Annotated in this window: 19 protein-coding genes; 9 read left to right on the top strand and 10 right to left on the bottom strand. The window is 69.9% G+C overall.

The window, feature by feature from the left end:
- The first annotated feature begins 111 nt into the window (after nt 1-111).
- Together OHB44_RS29825 and OHB44_RS29820 are read left to right on the top strand one after the other, a co-directional pair.
- Nucleotides 112-615 carry a hypothetical protein gene (locus tag OHB44_RS29825; RefSeq protein WP_238687729.1) on the top strand — a complete coding sequence of 168 codons (504 nt, stop codon included), beginning with the start codon at nt 112-114 and terminating at the stop codon, nt 613-615.
- Nucleotides 616-736: 121 nt separating this feature from the next.
- Nucleotides 737-1471 carry a peptidase E gene (locus OHB44_RS29820; RefSeq protein ID WP_238687728.1) on the top strand — a complete coding sequence of 245 codons (735 nt, stop codon included), beginning with the start codon at nt 737-739 and terminating at the stop codon, nt 1469-1471.
- A gap of 3 nt (nt 1472-1474) precedes the next feature.
- Here OHB44_RS29820 and OHB44_RS29815 read toward each other — a convergent pair whose 3' ends face one another.
- Nucleotides 1475-2044 carry an exonuclease gene (locus tag OHB44_RS29815; protein ID WP_330438944.1) on the bottom strand — a complete coding sequence of 190 codons (570 nt, stop codon included), beginning with the start codon at nt 2042-2044 and terminating at the stop codon, nt 1475-1477.
- Nucleotides 2045-2187: 143 nt separating this feature from the next.
- Between OHB44_RS29815 and ychF the strand changes: the two genes are divergently transcribed.
- A complete protein-coding gene (gene ychF, locus OHB44_RS29810) occupies nt 2188-3273 on the top strand; it encodes a redox-regulated ATPase YchF (RefSeq protein WP_112670729.1) in 1086 nt (361 codons plus the stop codon).
- Between the two features lie 72 nt (nt 3274-3345).
- Here ychF and OHB44_RS29805 read toward each other — a convergent pair whose 3' ends face one another.
- Nucleotides 3346-3669 (bottom strand): hypothetical protein, encoded by a 324-nt coding sequence (locus OHB44_RS29805; protein ID WP_330438943.1) that lies wholly within the window; start codon nt 3667-3669, stop codon nt 3346-3348.
- A gap of 243 nt (nt 3670-3912) precedes the next feature.
- Between OHB44_RS29805 and OHB44_RS29800 the strand changes: the two genes are divergently transcribed.
- From OHB44_RS29800 to OHB44_RS33560, 3 genes are all read left to right on the top strand, one after another.
- Entirely contained in the window at nt 3913-4506 is a 594-nt protein-coding gene (locus OHB44_RS29800) for an Imm21 family immunity protein (RefSeq protein WP_330438942.1), read from the top strand.
- A gap of 490 nt (nt 4507-4996) precedes the next feature.
- Nucleotides 4997-5767 carry a class I SAM-dependent methyltransferase gene (locus tag OHB44_RS29795; RefSeq protein WP_330438941.1) on the top strand — a complete coding sequence of 257 codons (771 nt, stop codon included), beginning with the start codon at nt 4997-4999 and terminating at the stop codon, nt 5765-5767.
- A 47-nt stretch (nt 5768-5814) separates the two neighbouring features.
- A complete protein-coding gene (locus OHB44_RS33560) occupies nt 5815-6237 on the top strand; it encodes a hypothetical protein (protein WP_442932635.1) in 423 nt (140 codons plus the stop codon).
- Here OHB44_RS33560 and OHB44_RS29790 read toward each other — a convergent pair.
- Together OHB44_RS29790 and OHB44_RS29785 are read right to left on the bottom strand one after the other, a co-directional pair.
- Nucleotides 6164-6970 (bottom strand): nucleotidyltransferase domain-containing protein, encoded by an 807-nt coding sequence (locus OHB44_RS29790; RefSeq protein WP_330438940.1) that lies wholly within the window; start codon nt 6968-6970, stop codon nt 6164-6166. The genes OHB44_RS33560 and OHB44_RS29790 overlap by 74 nt on opposite strands.
- A gap of 60 nt (nt 6971-7030) precedes the next feature.
- Nucleotides 7031-7405 carry a VOC family protein gene (locus tag OHB44_RS29785; protein WP_330438939.1) on the bottom strand — a complete coding sequence of 125 codons (375 nt, stop codon included), beginning with the start codon at nt 7403-7405 and terminating at the stop codon, nt 7031-7033.
- Nucleotides 7406-7519: 114 nt separating this feature from the next.
- On the opposite strand from OHB44_RS29785, the gene OHB44_RS29780 reads away from it, so the two are divergent.
- Genes OHB44_RS29780 through OHB44_RS29770 form a run of 3 tightly spaced genes read left to right on the top strand, consistent with a single transcriptional unit; the run spans nt 7520 to nt 8771 of the window.
- Nucleotides 7520-7978 (top strand): SRPBCC domain-containing protein, encoded by a 459-nt coding sequence (locus tag OHB44_RS29780; protein ID WP_330438938.1) that lies wholly within the window; start codon nt 7520-7522, stop codon nt 7976-7978.
- A complete protein-coding gene (locus OHB44_RS29775; RefSeq protein ID WP_330438937.1) occupies nt 7975-8325 on the top strand; it encodes an ArsR/SmtB family transcription factor in 351 nt (116 codons plus the stop codon). The genes OHB44_RS29780 and OHB44_RS29775 overlap by 4 nt, the downstream gene beginning before the upstream one ends.
- Nucleotides 8326-8327: 2 nt before the next feature.
- Nucleotides 8328-8771, top strand: coding sequence for an SRPBCC family protein (locus OHB44_RS29770; protein ID WP_330438936.1), 444 nt, complete (start codon nt 8328-8330; stop codon nt 8769-8771).
- Here the strand turns inward: OHB44_RS29770 and OHB44_RS29765 are convergent.
- From OHB44_RS29765 to OHB44_RS29740, 6 genes are all read right to left on the bottom strand, one after another.
- Nucleotides 8755-10032 (bottom strand): MFS transporter, encoded by a 1278-nt coding sequence (locus OHB44_RS29765; protein WP_330438935.1) that lies wholly within the window; start codon nt 10030-10032, stop codon nt 8755-8757. The two genes, OHB44_RS29770 and OHB44_RS29765, sit on opposite strands and share 17 nt — an antisense overlap.
- An 80-nt stretch (nt 10033-10112) precedes the next feature.
- Nucleotides 10113-10313, bottom strand: coding sequence for a hypothetical protein (locus OHB44_RS29760; protein WP_238687717.1), 201 nt, complete (start codon nt 10311-10313; stop codon nt 10113-10115).
- 99 nt (nt 10314-10412) lie between these two features.
- On the bottom strand, nt 10413-11144 hold the full coding sequence (locus OHB44_RS29755) for a class I SAM-dependent methyltransferase (protein WP_238687716.1): 732 nt from the start codon (nt 11142-11144) through the stop codon (nt 10413-10415).
- A 223-nt stretch (nt 11145-11367) separates the two neighbouring features.
- The gene (locus OHB44_RS29750) at nt 11368-11730 is read right to left on the bottom strand and encodes a PH domain-containing protein (RefSeq protein ID WP_030337500.1); all 363 of its coding nucleotides are present in this window, start codon (nt 11728-11730) and stop codon (nt 11368-11370) included.
- Nucleotides 11731-11740: 10 nt separating this feature from the next.
- The gene (locus OHB44_RS29745) at nt 11741-12496 is read right to left on the bottom strand and encodes a class I SAM-dependent methyltransferase (protein ID WP_330438934.1); all 756 of its coding nucleotides are present in this window, start codon (nt 12494-12496) and stop codon (nt 11741-11743) included.
- Nucleotides 12493-13377, bottom strand: coding sequence for a LysR family transcriptional regulator (locus OHB44_RS29740; RefSeq protein WP_238687714.1), 885 nt, complete (start codon nt 13375-13377; stop codon nt 12493-12495). The genes OHB44_RS29745 and OHB44_RS29740 overlap by 4 nt, the downstream gene beginning before the upstream one ends.
- Nucleotides 13378-13424 lie beyond the last annotated feature (47 nt).

Raw genomic sequence — 13424 nt, 5'->3', positions numbered from 1 at the left:
ACAGACGTCCCAGGTCATCGTCGCTATCCACGATCGGTGGGGTTTTTCGGCCCGAGAGTGTCGGTCGTGCCGGGTAGCGTCCGGCCACCAACTGAAGAAGGGGTGCGGCGGATGACGAGCGTGGCGGGTTGGGCGGCGGCGTCGACACCGGGTGCGTTCCCGCCGCTGCCCCGCGCGGTGGCGCAGTCCTTCTACCGCCGGATGCGGGCCGTCGCGCCGGCGGCCGTGGGCGCCATCGAACGGGACCGGGCGGGCGACCCCGAGCAGAGCTTTCCCGACACGGCCTGCGGCCGGTTGGCCGGCTCCCTGGACGACGCGGGCCTGCGGGCGCTCGGGATGTGGACGCACCACTGGTGCATGCGCTTCTACGACGACGACACGAGTGTTGGCCGGCGGCTGATCCGTGAGATCGCCGCGCGGCCGGGGCTGGGCTGGACGGCCGACGAGGTGCGTTGGATGCTGCGCGAGTCGGTCTCGGTCGGGCCGGCCGCCGCCGACCGGTTCACCCTGCCCCGCGCCGCCGCCGGGCAACTGCCCCCGGCCGACCGTCGGGCCCTGGGCCATTGGCCCGAGGTAGAGGTGCCCCGCCAACGGCGGCCCGACCCGTCGAGTTGATCATGATGTTGGCCGGGCCCGACCGCCACCAGCGAGTGGCGGTCGGGCCCCGCACCGAGCGGGCGGAAGACCGGCTGCGGCAGGATGGACGCCGCACCGCAGTCGACGGAAGGACGCTCCGATGCCCGCCAGCGCACCGACCATCATCGCCACCAGCATGGGCTTCTTTCGGGGCAACCGCGGGCCCTACGACCTGCGTCCCAGCCCGGTCTTCGAGCTGGCGGCCGAGTTGGCCGAGGCCGGTCCGCAGCCGCGGGTCTGCTATCTCGGGCAGGCCGTCGGCGACCAGCCCACCTCGTTGACCGCCGTCTACGGCGCGTTCGCCGACACCCGCTTCCGGCTGTCACACCTCGCCCTGTTCCCGATGCCGAACGTCGAGGACGTCCGCGCCCACCTGCTCGCCCAGGACGTCATCTGGGTCGACGGTGGCAGCGTGGCCAACCTGGTCGCGGTGTGGCGGGTGCACGGGCTCGACGAGATCCTGCACGAGTGCTGGCAGGCCGGCGTGGTGCTGGCCGGCGTCTCCGCCGGCTCGATCTGCTGGCATGTCGGCGGTGCCACCGACAGCTTCGGCCCCCGGCTGCGCGGCTTCACCGAGGGCCTGGCCTGGCTGCCGTACGGCAACGGGGTGCACTACGACAGCGAGGGCCAGCGCCGCCCGCTCATGCACGAGCTGGTCGGTGACGGCACGCTCCCCACCAGCCACTGCACCGACGACGGCGTCGGCCTGGTCTACCGGGGCACCCAGCTCGTCGAGGCAATCGCGGACCGCGACGGCGTCTCGGCGTACGAGGTCAGCCGCGGCGCGGACGGCAGCGTCCGCGAGGCGGTCATCGCCCCCCGCCGGCTCGGCTGAGCGTCACGCCTCCTCGACCGGTTGTCGGCGGCGCAGCACCGCGTCGAAGACCTGGGCCAGTTCGGCGGCGTCCTCCCCGGCGTGGTGCGTGTGCGGCATGTCGTGCAGGCCCAGCTCATGCTTGATCGTGCCCTGGCGGGTTCCGGCCCACTCGCTGCCGGTCAACCCCATCCAGTAGCTGCGGAGATCGACACCGGAGCCGGTCGCACCGAACGGGCTGTGCCCGACGAAGCGGACGAAGTACCAGTGCACGAACATGCCGTCCCAGACGGCCGGGGCGGCCAGGAAGACCGGACGGCCGACCCGGCGGAGCCCGTCGACCCAGGCCGCCGCGGCGGACATCGCCTCCTGCGCGGTGGGCGCCTCCCGCAGCAGCCGGTCCCGGTCCAGGCCGGAGACGGCCAGCGCCGCGGGGACGAACTCGTCGGAGATGGGACGCAACTCGGTGTAGAAGGTGAGGTCCGGGCGGCCGGCCACGGCCATGCCCAGCGAGATCATGCTGTACGGCCCGGGGATCGGCCCGTCCGCCTCCACGTCGACGCCGATGTACAGCTCGGGCAACGTCGAGGTCATCTCACCTCCAGCAGCGGAACATCGAACCGGGAGATTAGCAACGCCTGACAGGACCCGGTGGGAGCAACGATCGACAAGCGGCGAGGCGCCGAATCGGAGCCGCGTGGACCGGCCCGGCCGGGACCGGCGTAAGCTGGCCCGTCGTGAGTCTCACCATCGGCATCGTCGGCCTGCCCAACGTCGGCAAGAGCACGCTTTTCAACGCGTTGACCAAGAACGACGTGCTGGCGGCGAACTACCCGTTCGCCACCATCGAGCCCAACGTCGGCGTGGTCGGGCTGCCCGACGAGCGGCTGGGCAAGCTGGCCGAGATCTTCTCCTCGCAGAAGGTGCTGCCGGCGCCGGTGTCGTTCGTCGACATCGCCGGCCTGGTCCGCGGCGCGTCGAAGGGGCAGGGCCGGGGCAACGCCTTCCTGGCCAACATCCGGGACGCCTCGGCGATCTGCCAGGTCGTCAGGGCCTTCTCCGACCCGAACGTGGTGCACGTCGACGGCAAGATCTCCCCGGCCGACGACATCGAGACGATCAACACCGAGCTGATCCTCGCCGACCTGCAGACCCTCGACAAGGCGCTGCCCCGGTTGGAGAAGGAAGCCAAGCTCCGCAAGGACCGGGCCGCCGCTGTCGCCGCCGCGAAGGCCGCGATCGAGGTGCTCGACGGTGGTACCACCCTCTACTCCGGGGCCGCCGCCGCCAAGATCGAGCTGGAGCACCTGCGCGAGCTGCACCTGCTCACCACCAAGCCCTTCCTGTACGTCTTCAACGTCGACGAGGCCGAGCTGGCCAACGAGACGTTCCTCGACGAACTGCGCGCCCTGGTCGCCCCCGCAGAGGCGATCTTCATGGACGCCAAGATCGAATCTGAGCTGGTGGACCTGCCCGAGGACGAGGCCCGCGAGCTGCTGGAGTCGATCGGGCAGAACGAGCCCGGCCTCAACCAACTCGTCCGGGTCGGCTTCCGCACCCTCGGCCTCCAGACGTACCTCACGGCCGGCCCCAAGGAAGCGCGCGCCTGGACCGTCCCGGTCGGCGCCACCGCGCCGGAGGCCGCGGGTGTCATCCACAGCGACTTCCAGCGCGGCTTCATCAAGGCCGAGGTGGTCTCGTACCACGACCTGGTCGAGCACGGTTCGATGGCGGCGGCCAAGGCGGCGGGCAAGGTCCGCATCGAAGGCAAGGAGTACGTCATGCAGGACGGCGACGTGGTGGAGTTCCGCTTCAACGTCTGACGCTGGCCTGTTAACCCAGGTCAGGCGGTTGAGTCGTTGCCCGGGGGCACATCGGGGGCACAACCCCACGCGTCATCGACCGCGCGGCGGGTGCGTTCTTCCGAGTCCGGCATCAGGTGGCCGTACGTCGACAGGACCAGGGTCGCGTTCTCGTTGCCCCAGCCGCTCGGCGACCACGATGACCGACACGCCCTGCATCAGCAGTACCGAGGCGTAGTGGTGCCGTAGGTAGTGACTCGTGGTGCCCTTCGGTAGCCCGGCCCGCTCGACGGCCGCCGAGAAAATCAGGGAGCCGTAGTAGTCGTGCCGGTATGGGCCGGCGAAGCGGGTGGTGAAGATGGTGCCATCGGCAGCCGGCGGAAACTGCGCCGTGTGCTCGCGGATGGCAATCGCCACGACCTGGGGAGCGGGATGGTTCGGCGCGAGCGGCGGGTCTTCGGCTCAGTGCGGCGTGTCTAGTCCCACCACATGCTTGACGAATCCGTCCCAGCACATGCACGACAGCCGGCCTTGGTTACTCAGTCGTTCTGGTTGCAGTCGGTGACGGTGCGTCGGTAGCCGGTCGTGGTCGTGGTCGTACGTCCGTCTCTGCGGAGACTGATGCGGCATCGCCGCTGGTCGGGCGGGAGACTGTGCGGTATGGAAGCCGCCTGGTCCACCTCAACGCCTTCGGTAGAGTCCTCCCCCGCGTGGGTCGAGTCGATGGGTGGTCCTTTGCTCGCGGTACCGGTTGCGGCGTTGAACGAGTGGGGTGGCTGCACGGCCGCCGGGACGATCGCGGGTACCGGGGACGCCCTGGATGACTACGACCGCGCCTGCGAGGTTGCTGGCCTGGCAGGTGTGATCGCTATCGGTAACAGCGGCCGGCAGGGACTTGTCTTGGCGGACGAACCCGCCAGAACCTGCTATCTGCCGGAGTGGCGGACGTTCGTCCGTTGGCTCGGGGCCGACTCCGAGGCTGAGCTGATCAACGTCGCGAAGTCCATCCTCGACGACCCTGCCGTCGAGTGGGCGCAATGTGGCATCTGGGAGACGGACGGACCGGCGGTGCTTATAGATTCCGTCACCCCTGGAACCGAGCTGACGGTTGCGTACCCCGGTGAAGAGACGGTGCCCGAGCAAGCCCCTATTCCGACACCGGCTGGCCGGTGGGCCGTCCGCGCCGTTCACACCTGGGCGAATGAGGAAACCGCGGTAGGCCTGGTTCAACTCTTGCCCTTACCGCAGAGCTGATCGATTGAGCTGATCCGCCGCGATGCGCGCCTTGTCAGGGACCGTGAAGGCCTCCGCGACGCGTCTTGAGATCATGTCAGGCATCAGGCGGGACGCGAGTGTCAAGCATCTCCCGGGACACGACAGCCGGACTGCCGGCGATGTTGTGCAAAGTTCCTGTACGTCTTCAAGGCGGCCCGAGACGGGCCGCACGCGCCGCCGCCTGGGAGCGCGTCTGACCCCTCCCTTAGCCGGTCGGGGCCAGCCACGCGCAGGTGCATCGTGTTCCGCCGCTTGTGCACGAGTTCATCGACGACTGCCTGGGCTGGCACGCCATGGACCCGTCCAGGCGTCGTTGTCCTCAAAGGTCTTGAAGGGCAGCCACATCATGACCATCCCGACGAGGAGGCCGAGTGCGTAGACGGGGTAGCGGGCACGCCACCAGCTCCGCAAGTTCTGCACGGTGGCCATGGTGGCAGTCGATATCGACGAGCGGCGGTAGGTTGACCGGATGACGGAACAGCTGCTCCGGTCGTCGTTTGGCGCGGCGGCGACCGCGTACGCCGAGCACCGCCCGGATTACGCGCAGGCAGCGGTGCGGTGGGCGTTGGAGCCCGCCCCAGGCCTACGGGTGCTCGACCTGGGCGCTGGCACCGGCAAGCTGTCCGCGACGCTCGTGGCGGTGGGCGCGGACGTCGTGGCGGTCGAGCCCGACCCGGCGATGCTCGCCGAGCTACGCCGTGCGGTGCCGGCCGTCGGTGCCCTGCCGGGTAGCGCCGAGGCCATTCCGTTGCCGGACGGGTCCGTCGATGCCGTGCTCGCCGGCAACGCCCTGCACTGGTTCGACATGGCCGTCGCCGGGGCGGAGATCGCCAGAGTCCTCGCGCCCGGCGGTGTCCTGGCTGGTCTGTGGAACATTCTGGACGACCGGATCGACTGGGTTGCCGGGCTCGAACGGGTCAGCGGGAGTGCGGCCATCGGCCCGCGTGACACGCTGAGCAGTTGGCGAGCGGCGACGGCGGACATGCTCGTTCCGAGGACCGGCCTGGTCGCCCGGTTCGGGTCGGCGGAGCAGGTCGAGTTCCCGCACGGTCAGCGGCGTACCGCCGACTCGCTCGTCGCGACGCTCGCGACGCGGGCCGGGATGCTGGTCATGCCGGAAGAGGAGCGAGAGGATGCCCTCGGTCGGATCCGCTCTTTCCTCGGGAGCCGACCCGAAACGGCACACGGCGAGTTCACGCTGCCGATGCTGACCGGCGTGCTGCGCGCCCGCCGGAGCTGACGGCCGGCGACCCGGCGAACCGACATCGGGGCGGGGCGTTGAAAGCTGTGCTGACAGGCGCCGGGGTGGCGTTGGTGGGCCTGTTCTCGGCGAAGGACAGGGAGTTCGACAGCAAGCTCGATCTGCTCGCCGGCCTGGTGGAAGCCCACGGTGGCCAGGTCGTGGGCCGGCACGTGCAGCGGCGGGGTGTCTCTTCCGGCGGCGCGGACAAGATGGGCGACCCGTTCTCGCGGCGAACGTTGCTCAGCCCCGGTAGGGCCCGCGAAATCGCCGAGGCCTGCCGGCAGCGCGGGGTCGGCGTCGTGGTCTTCGCGAACCCGCTGACCGACCACCAGCGGGCCGTCCTCACTGACATGTTCGGCTGTCTCGTGGTGAGTGGCGAGGACCTCCGACAGGTCAGGGACGGACGGTCTTCTCGCCATGGACGGTTACGTACTCCGCGGCGAGCCAGGACCCAAGGTCGTCGATGAGTTCGCGCAGCACGCCCGGGTGCGGCGAGGGTGTGCGGCCGATGACGGCAGCTCTGCGCATCTGCTCGGCGCGTTCCGGGTAGTAAAGCCCAAACGCGTCGGCGGATTCGGTGAGGTCGCTCGTCCAGCCTCCCCACCGAGGCATGATCAGCGTGAAGCCGGTCCTGACGACGCGACGAGCGATGACCCGGCTGAGGGCCTTCCGTTGCTGGTCGGTGGTCGCTTCGGCTGCCTGGCGGCGCCACCCCGCAAGCGCACGGGACAGGTCACCGTTCGTCTCGCGGGCGAGCAGGGGAGTGGGCCGGTAGCGGGGAAGGTGGTCGGCGAGGTCGTCGCCCAGCAGGGGAGTGCACAGGCAGGCGACGAAGAAGCCGAGGTCGTGCCGCTCAAGCTCGCTGAGCAGCGTACGCGCACTGAACAGCAGGACGCCCACGCCGTCGATCTGCGGAAAGGACCGGTCGAGGTCTTGCTCGATCCGGGTGGCTGCCGCCCGGTCGGCCTCGGTTGGTTCGGTGCGCAGGGCGAGCAGCAGGTCGAGATCGGAGACGCCGAGGACAGCGGTGCCACGCGGGATGCTGCCGTAGAGGTAGGCGCTGTGCAGCAGAGCACCGTCGAACGACTCCGGTATCCGAGCGCGTGCCGCGTCGACAACACCGGCGAACGCGGCCGGGATCCGACTCAGCGCACCCTCGCGCGCAATCCAGCCCTCGGCGTCCAGTCCTCTCCCGGCCATGGGGACACTCTGCCGGAGTTGGCGACGACGATCAGCCTCCGCCCAGGCGACCTCGGCGTCCTACTGCTCGGCCCAGGCGCCCAGCTCGTTACCGCTGGGGTCGGTGAAGTGGAACCGCCGGCCACCGGGGAACTCGTACGGCCCGTTCACCACCTGGCCGCCGGCCTCCTTGACGGCCTGCACCGATCGGTCCAGGTCGCTGGAGTAGAGCAGCACGAGCGGGCCACCCGCCCGAACCTCCCTGTCCACACGGAGACCGCCGACCTCGGGCGCGGCGTCGCCGTGTGGGCTGCGGATGCCGGCGTACTCCGGCCCGTAGTCGTTGAACTGCCAGCCGAAGGCGTCGGCGTAGAACCGCTTGGCCACGGCGAGGTCGGTCACCGTGAGCTCGACGTAGTCGATGGCGTGGTGTCGGTGGGTCGATGGCTCAGACATGCGGCGATCCTGCACCCCGGGTACGACGAAACCACGACACGCAACGAAAGGTTGCGCGATTGCCGCGGGCTGTCGTAGGTTGAGTGCAACCAAAGGTTGCGAAAGGTTGTGGGCATGGAACAGGGAACGATCGAACGCGACATCCACGTCAACGCGTCCCCCGAGGTCGTCTTCGAGGTGGTCAGCCAACCCGAGCACATGCGGGAGTGGTGGCCCGACGACGCGCGGTTCGAGTCGGTCGCCGGTGCGCCCGGCGAGCTGGTCTGGCGCGACGCCGACACCGGCGAGACGAAGACCGTCGCGCTGGCCGTCGTCGAGGTCGACCCGCCGAAGCGGTTCTCCTTCCGGTGGTGCTTCACCGAGCAGGACCGGAGCGGGCAGGCGCTCTTCGTCACCTTCGACCTGGTGCCCAGCGGCGCCGGGACGCTGATCCGGATGACCGAGACCGGGTTCCGCGAGCTGGGTTGGGAGGTCGCTGTCCTGGAAGAGCAGTACCGCGACCACGAGAACGGTTGGGACCACTACATGCCCCGACTGGGCGAGTACGTCGCGCGGCTGGTCGCGACAGCGTGAGCGCGGCGGTCGACGACGAGCTGTGGTCGGCGATCGGCGACCCGATCCGGCGTACGATGATCGATCTTCTTCTCGCTGACGGGCCGGGGACGGCCACCTCGTTGAGCAGGCGGCTACCCGTCACCCGTCAGGCCGTCTCGAAGCACTTGGCGGTCCTCGACCGGGTGGGACTGATCAACGCCGAGCCGGCCGGTCGCGAGCGTCACTACCAGGTGGACGAGGCGCAACTCGCCCGCGCTGTCGCCCAGTTGTCGGCGGTCGGCTCTACCTGGGACGCCCGCCTCCGCCGGATCAAGCGCATCGCCGAGACGATCGAACGCCACCGCACCAACAACCAGGGAGGCTGAAGATGGTGGACATCCTGCACCAGGTCGGCGTCGTCGCTCCGCTTGCCGACGTCTACCGGGCGGTGGCAACCCCCGAGGGCGTCGCCGGCTGGTGGTCGGTCGACACGACCGGCAAGAGTGAGGTCGGCGGGCAGTTGGCCGTCCACTTCGGTGACGAGGGCGGGTTCGACCTGGAGATCCTTGAGCTGGACCCGGATGGCCGGGTGCGGTGGCGGGTCGTCGGTGGGCCCGAGGAGTGGATCGGCACCGAGATCGACTGGCGGCTCGGCCAGCGAGGCCGGTTCACGATCGTCGACTTCACGCACGCGGGTTGGCGCGAGCCGACCGAACTCATGCGCGAGTGCAGCACCAAGTGGGCGGTCTTCCTGATGAGTCTCAAGGAGTTGGTCGAGACGGGGCGCGGCCGGCCGGCGCCGAACGACGTCCAGATCAGCGACGGGCACTGACCTCGATGCCGGTTGGGCTTCCGGGGGATCGCGCGCCTCGCCGCGAGATCGCGATCCCCCCGGCGGCCAGGCCGAGAGCGGCTATCGCCACCGCACAGAGCAGCAGCGTCGGGCGTGCGCCGATGGCGCTCACCAACGGCCCGCCCAGCATGGTGCCCAGGGGCACCGCCAGCACGAGGATGGCGCCGTTCGCGGCGAGCACGGCCGGGAGCTGCGCGGTCGACGTGCTGCGCTGGAACAGCGCCATCGAGGTGGACCGGTACGGTGCCCAGATCACGCCCGCCAGCGCGAAGGCCGGCAGCGACAGGCTGACCGGTGCGCCCAGGCCGAGGGGCAACATGGCCACCCCGAAACCGATGACGATGCCGATGGTGGTGGCGCGCAGCGGCCAGTCGCGAAGGTAGCCGGCGATCACACCCCCGACGAGGCCGCCCAGACCGAACGCGGTGTAGTAGGCGCCGAGCAGCGTCGCGGAGGCGTGCAGGTCGTCGGTGATGTGGATGGGCATCGCCACGTACACCGGTCCGAAGAGGAAGAAGAACCCGAGGCTCAGCACCAGCAGACCCAGCAGGGTGGGGTCGTGGCGGATGACAGCGAAACCGGCCGTCCGCGACGCCCCGCGCTCGGACCGGCGGACGCCGCCGGCGACGGGAAGGGCGAAACGGTACGTGAGGGCCAGCACGGCGAAGGTGACGGCGTCGACAGCCAGCACCCACACCGGGCTCACCCAGCCGATCAGGATGCCCGCCAGCGGCGGGCCGACGATGGTGGCGAACGCGGCGATGGTCGTGAGCAGCGCATTCGCCGGCAGGTGGTGCTGTGGCGGCAGCAACTCGGCGATCAGGGTGAAGCGCCCGGCGGCACCCCACGAGTGCAGCAACGCCGAGGCGGCGAGCAGGAAGACGTACAGCCAGACGGTGAGCACACCGGTGAGGTGCGCGAGGGGGATCGCCCCGAGCGCGCTGGCCCGCAGGATGGCGTCCCACCCGGCGAGTTGCGCGCCGCTTCGCCCACGCAGTAGCCGGCCGAAGACGACAGTCCCGGCCGCGCTGGGCAGCGTGTACGCCGCCATGGCCAGCGCGATCCAGGTGCCCCGCTGATCGTGCGGGGCGAGTTGGATGGCGAGCCACGTCACCGCGACCACCGCCAGGCCGTCGCCCAACGCCGAGACGGCCAGCCCGGGCAGAACGCGCCGGAGCTGAGGGTGACTGACCACCGGCCAGTACGGAGAGGAGCGCGGGAAACGGGAGGCGTCCGGCATGCTGTCAGCTCACCCGGCGCGAGACCCGCTTATCAACACCTACTGCTACCAGCAGAATCAAACCGAGGGTGAAAGCCGGGTCACCGTTGCGGGCCGTCGTTTCCGCGGGCGGCGCCGAAGGACGAGCCGATGCTCGCCACTATCGAACCCACCGAGGCCAGTGACACCGCCACCGTGCCGGCAGTGTCGGCCCCGCCGTCCCCGGTCACCCTGAGGATGATGCCGGTGACCATCAGGACGACCGACAGGGCCAGGACTACCTGGACGGCTCGTTTGCTCATGGCGGCATCTCACCTTTCCGGCGGCGGGAGATCGACTCGGGTTCCATGACGTCGGGGCGATGACACCCCGACTTTCCGAAACCCGAGCCGATCAAACCGCTACTCCGCCCGGTAGACGGAGATGTGCGACGGGCTGTCGGCCTGGAACGGTCGCCGGTGCCAGTCGGCGTACCGCTCGGTGAGCCGGAGCCCGGCCTGCTGCGCCATCTCGTCGATCTGGTGCGGCCAGGCGTACCGCATGGCGAACGGCTTCAGGTGCACACCGTCCGCGTCGAACGTGATCGTCTGCCGGACGAACCGCTGCGCCGGCCTGTCGTACCGGTGCAGGCGGATCGTCGCGGAGTCCTCGGTGACCTCACGCACCTGCACCTGCTCGTCCGAGTCGAAGCTGCGCGGGTCGGGCACGAACGTCTCGATGACGAACGCGCCGCCGGGCGACAGCACCCGTGCGACGTTGCGGAAGCAGTCCGCCTGCCGCTCGGCGTCCACCAGGTTGAACAGGGTGTTGAAGACCAGGTACGCGAGCCGGAACTCACCGGCCACCGGCACGTCCGCCATGTCGGCGACGACCACCGGGATCCGGTCGCCGCCGGGTTTCGCCAGCAGCTGCGCGAGCATCTCCTCGGACGCCTCGACGCCGTGCACGGCGAGGCCGCGTTCGGCCAGCGGCAACGCGACCCGGCCGGTGCCGATCGCCAGTTCGAGAACGGGACCCCCGTCGGCCAGGTCGGCCAGGAAGTCCACCGCCGGCGCGGGGTCGGGGTTACCTGGGGCGTCGTAGTCGGCAGCCCAGAGCCGGCCGAAGAGGCCGGGATCGTCGAAGACCGACATCAGCGGCCTCCGGGGTTGAGATCAGTGGCGCCCAGCAGCGCCAAGGGAACAAACCTGCTCACGAAGTCTCGATTCCTCGGGTCGGACGACTGTTGGTTCGGGGGACTTCGTCGTGTTGGGCATGATGGCTGCTCCCTCCGCCTGGCTGTCGACCCAGGACACCAGAGACGCCGTGGGCCCGGCAAGGCAATTACGCCAGCCGGGCCCACGACGGCACGTGCGCTCAGGAGATGTGGTGCAGGATCACGTTGTGCACGTGGTGGCTCTTCTGCGCGCCACGGAACTCCACCTCGTAGGTGTGCGTACCGACGTGGATGGCGATGGCGCCGGTGGAGAAGAACGAACCACCCCACGACTTGTTGCTGACCACACTCACGCTGGTGATCTTCGAGTACGGGATGCTGGTGATCGCGAACCGCTTGCCGACGAACGACCGGTCCTGAATGATCACGCGACGGTCGGTCAGCCCGATGAACCCGGTGCCGGTGCCGACGGCGTCGTAGACGGCGATGATCTGCTCGCCTTCGAGGAGGCCACTCTCAATCTGCTGGACCTGCTCTTTGCGGTCGTACGCGATGTTCGCCATGTGCTCCAGGCTAGAAAACCGGTGCCAACGTGCCCACCCGGGCGATGACCACGAACTCGCCGTCGCCGTGGCCGACGGGCTCGCCGCGCCAGCCCCCGTGAACGCGGTCCACAATGAAGCCCGCCCTGGTCAGAGAGGTGCGCAGCTCGACCTCGGTGCGGAAACGCAGGCTCGCCGCGCTGAGGAGTTCTTCCCCGTCGTCGAAGTGGTAGTGGTGGGTGAAGTCGACCACTCCGTCGCGTACCCCGGTGACCTCGGTCCATGCGCGGACCTCGCCGCCGTCGGGCAGCATGACCAGCCGGTGCGAATCCACCGGGTTCCACAGCTCCCAGCGACGGTCCGCCGGGTCGCGCGCGTCGAACACCAGCCGACCGCCGGGCACGAGTGCCCGGGCCAGGTCGGCGAGGGTACGCGCCCACTCCGCATCGTTCACGAAGAACTGCGCGACGTGGCTGGTCAGCAGCGCCACGTCGAACGCCCGATCCGGCAGCAGCGCCGAGGTGCCAGCGAGCCAGGTCACCCGCTCACCACAGGGCTTGGCACGGGCGGCGGCCAGTGACGCGTCGGCCGGGTCCACTCCCGTGACGGTGTGACCAGCGGCGGCGAGGGCAACTGTCAGCCGGCCGGTGCCGCAGCCGAGGTCCAGCACCCGGGCAGCCGGGGTCTCGTCGACCACCGCCTGGAAGAAGTCGTCGTCCGGCCCCCACCGGCACTCCGCGTCGTACACCTGGACCAGCCGGTGGTGGCGGAACTCGGCGTGCCTCATCGGGGGTTCGCGTCGGTGGCGGCACTGACGAACTCGCGTACCCGGGTGGTGGTGTTGCTGGGCAGCCAGACCGGCCCTCGTTCGATCGGTGGCGCGTCGTGGATGGGCACGTACGCCACGTCGGGGCGCGGGTAGTAATGCCGCGTGTGCTCGCCCACCGGCAGGACGCCCCGGCCCAGGGCGACTAGGGACAGCATCTCGGAGAAGGTGTTCCCGGCGGGCCCCTTCGGCACCGCCCGGCCGGACGGGGTGCGCTCCGGGGTGCGGTCCCGCTTGAACTCCACCGAGGTCACCGTCGGGTACTGCACCACCGGGTGGTCGGCGAGCACCTCCAACGACACCGACCGCTCCCGGGTAAGTGGGTGACCCGCCGCTACCGCCAGCGCCCGGTCCTCGGAGAGCAGCGCCGTGCCGGTGGCCATCCCGTCGAACGGGTACGAAGCGATCAACACGTCTGTCGAGCCGTCGAGCAACCCCGATCGGGTGGTGGACAACTGCGCCTCGTGCACCTCCACCCGACAGTCGGGGTGCCGTTCACCGAACAGGGCCACCGCCCGGAGCAGTACCGGCGCGGTCCACTCGCCGAGGAACGCCACCCGTAGCGTCCCGGTCACGCCCCGGGCGGCGTCGGTCGCGCGGCGGACGGCCTCGTCCATCTCGGCGACCAGCGGGGCCAGCTCGTCGGCGAGTTGCCGGCCGATCGGGGTGAGCCGGACGACCCGACTGGTGCGGGCGAACAGCGGCGCGCCGATCCGGCGCTCCAGCTTCTTCACGATGTGGCTGACCCGGCCGGTGCTGACTGTCAACCGCTCGGCGGTCCGGCCGAAGTGCAGTTCGTCCGCGAGGGTCAGGAACGTCTCGACCTCGTACCGCTCCAGCACATCGTTCCCATCGTTGACCTGTGGGCAACGATCGTAGCGGCATCGGG

Source organism: Micromonospora sp. NBC_00821 (assembly GCF_036347035.1).
In the GTDB taxonomy this organism is placed as follows: Bacteria; Actinomycetota; Actinomycetes; order Mycobacteriales; family Micromonosporaceae; genus Micromonospora; species Micromonospora hortensis.
The sequence above is the reverse complement of the archived record's forward strand: the minus strand, read 5'-3'. Positions and strand labels throughout refer to the sequence as shown.

What these genes read in the sequence shown, in the direction of transcription:
- OHB44_RS29755 (WP_238687716.1), bottom strand. Translation starts at nt 11,144, where the DNA reads ATGTCGGTCTTCGACGATCCCGGCCTCTTCGGCCGGCTCTGGGCTGCC.
- OHB44_RS29820 (WP_238687728.1), top strand. Translation starts at nt 737, where the DNA reads ATGCCCGCCAGCGCACCGACCATCATCGCCACCAGCATGGGCTTCTTT.
- OHB44_RS29785 (WP_330438939.1), bottom strand. Translation starts at nt 7,405, where the DNA reads ATGTCTGAGCCATCGACCCACCGACACCACGCCATCGACTACGTCGAG.
- OHB44_RS29745 (WP_330438934.1), bottom strand. Translation starts at nt 12,496, where the DNA reads ATGAGGCACGCCGAGTTCCGCCACCACCGGCTGGTCCAGGTGTACGAC.
- OHB44_RS29780 (WP_330438938.1), top strand. Translation starts at nt 7,520, where the DNA reads ATGGAACAGGGAACGATCGAACGCGACATCCACGTCAACGCGTCCCCC.
- OHB44_RS29750 (WP_030337500.1), bottom strand. Translation starts at nt 11,730, where the DNA reads ATGGCGAACATCGCGTACGACCGCAAAGAGCAGGTCCAGCAGATTGAG.
- OHB44_RS29770 (WP_330438936.1), top strand. Translation starts at nt 8,328, where the DNA reads ATGGTGGACATCCTGCACCAGGTCGGCGTCGTCGCTCCGCTTGCCGAC.
- OHB44_RS29800 (WP_330438942.1), top strand. Translation starts at nt 3,913, where the DNA reads ATGGAAGCCGCCTGGTCCACCTCAACGCCTTCGGTAGAGTCCTCCCCC.
- OHB44_RS29795 (WP_330438941.1), top strand. Translation starts at nt 4,997, where the DNA reads ATGACGGAACAGCTGCTCCGGTCGTCGTTTGGCGCGGCGGCGACCGCG.
- OHB44_RS29760 (WP_238687717.1), bottom strand. Translation starts at nt 10,313, where the DNA reads ATGAGCAAACGAGCCGTCCAGGTAGTCCTGGCCCTGTCGGTCGTCCTG.
- OHB44_RS29825 (WP_238687729.1), top strand. Translation starts at nt 112, where the DNA reads ATGACGAGCGTGGCGGGTTGGGCGGCGGCGTCGACACCGGGTGCGTTC.
- OHB44_RS29815 (WP_330438944.1), bottom strand. Translation starts at nt 2,044, where the DNA reads ATGACCTCGACGTTGCCCGAGCTGTACATCGGCGTCGACGTGGAGGCG.
- OHB44_RS29765 (WP_330438935.1), bottom strand. Translation starts at nt 10,032, where the DNA reads ATGCCGGACGCCTCCCGTTTCCCGCGCTCCTCTCCGTACTGGCCGGTG.
- OHB44_RS29790 (WP_330438940.1), bottom strand. Translation starts at nt 6,970, where the DNA reads ATGGCCGGGAGAGGACTGGACGCCGAGGGCTGGATTGCGCGCGAGGGT.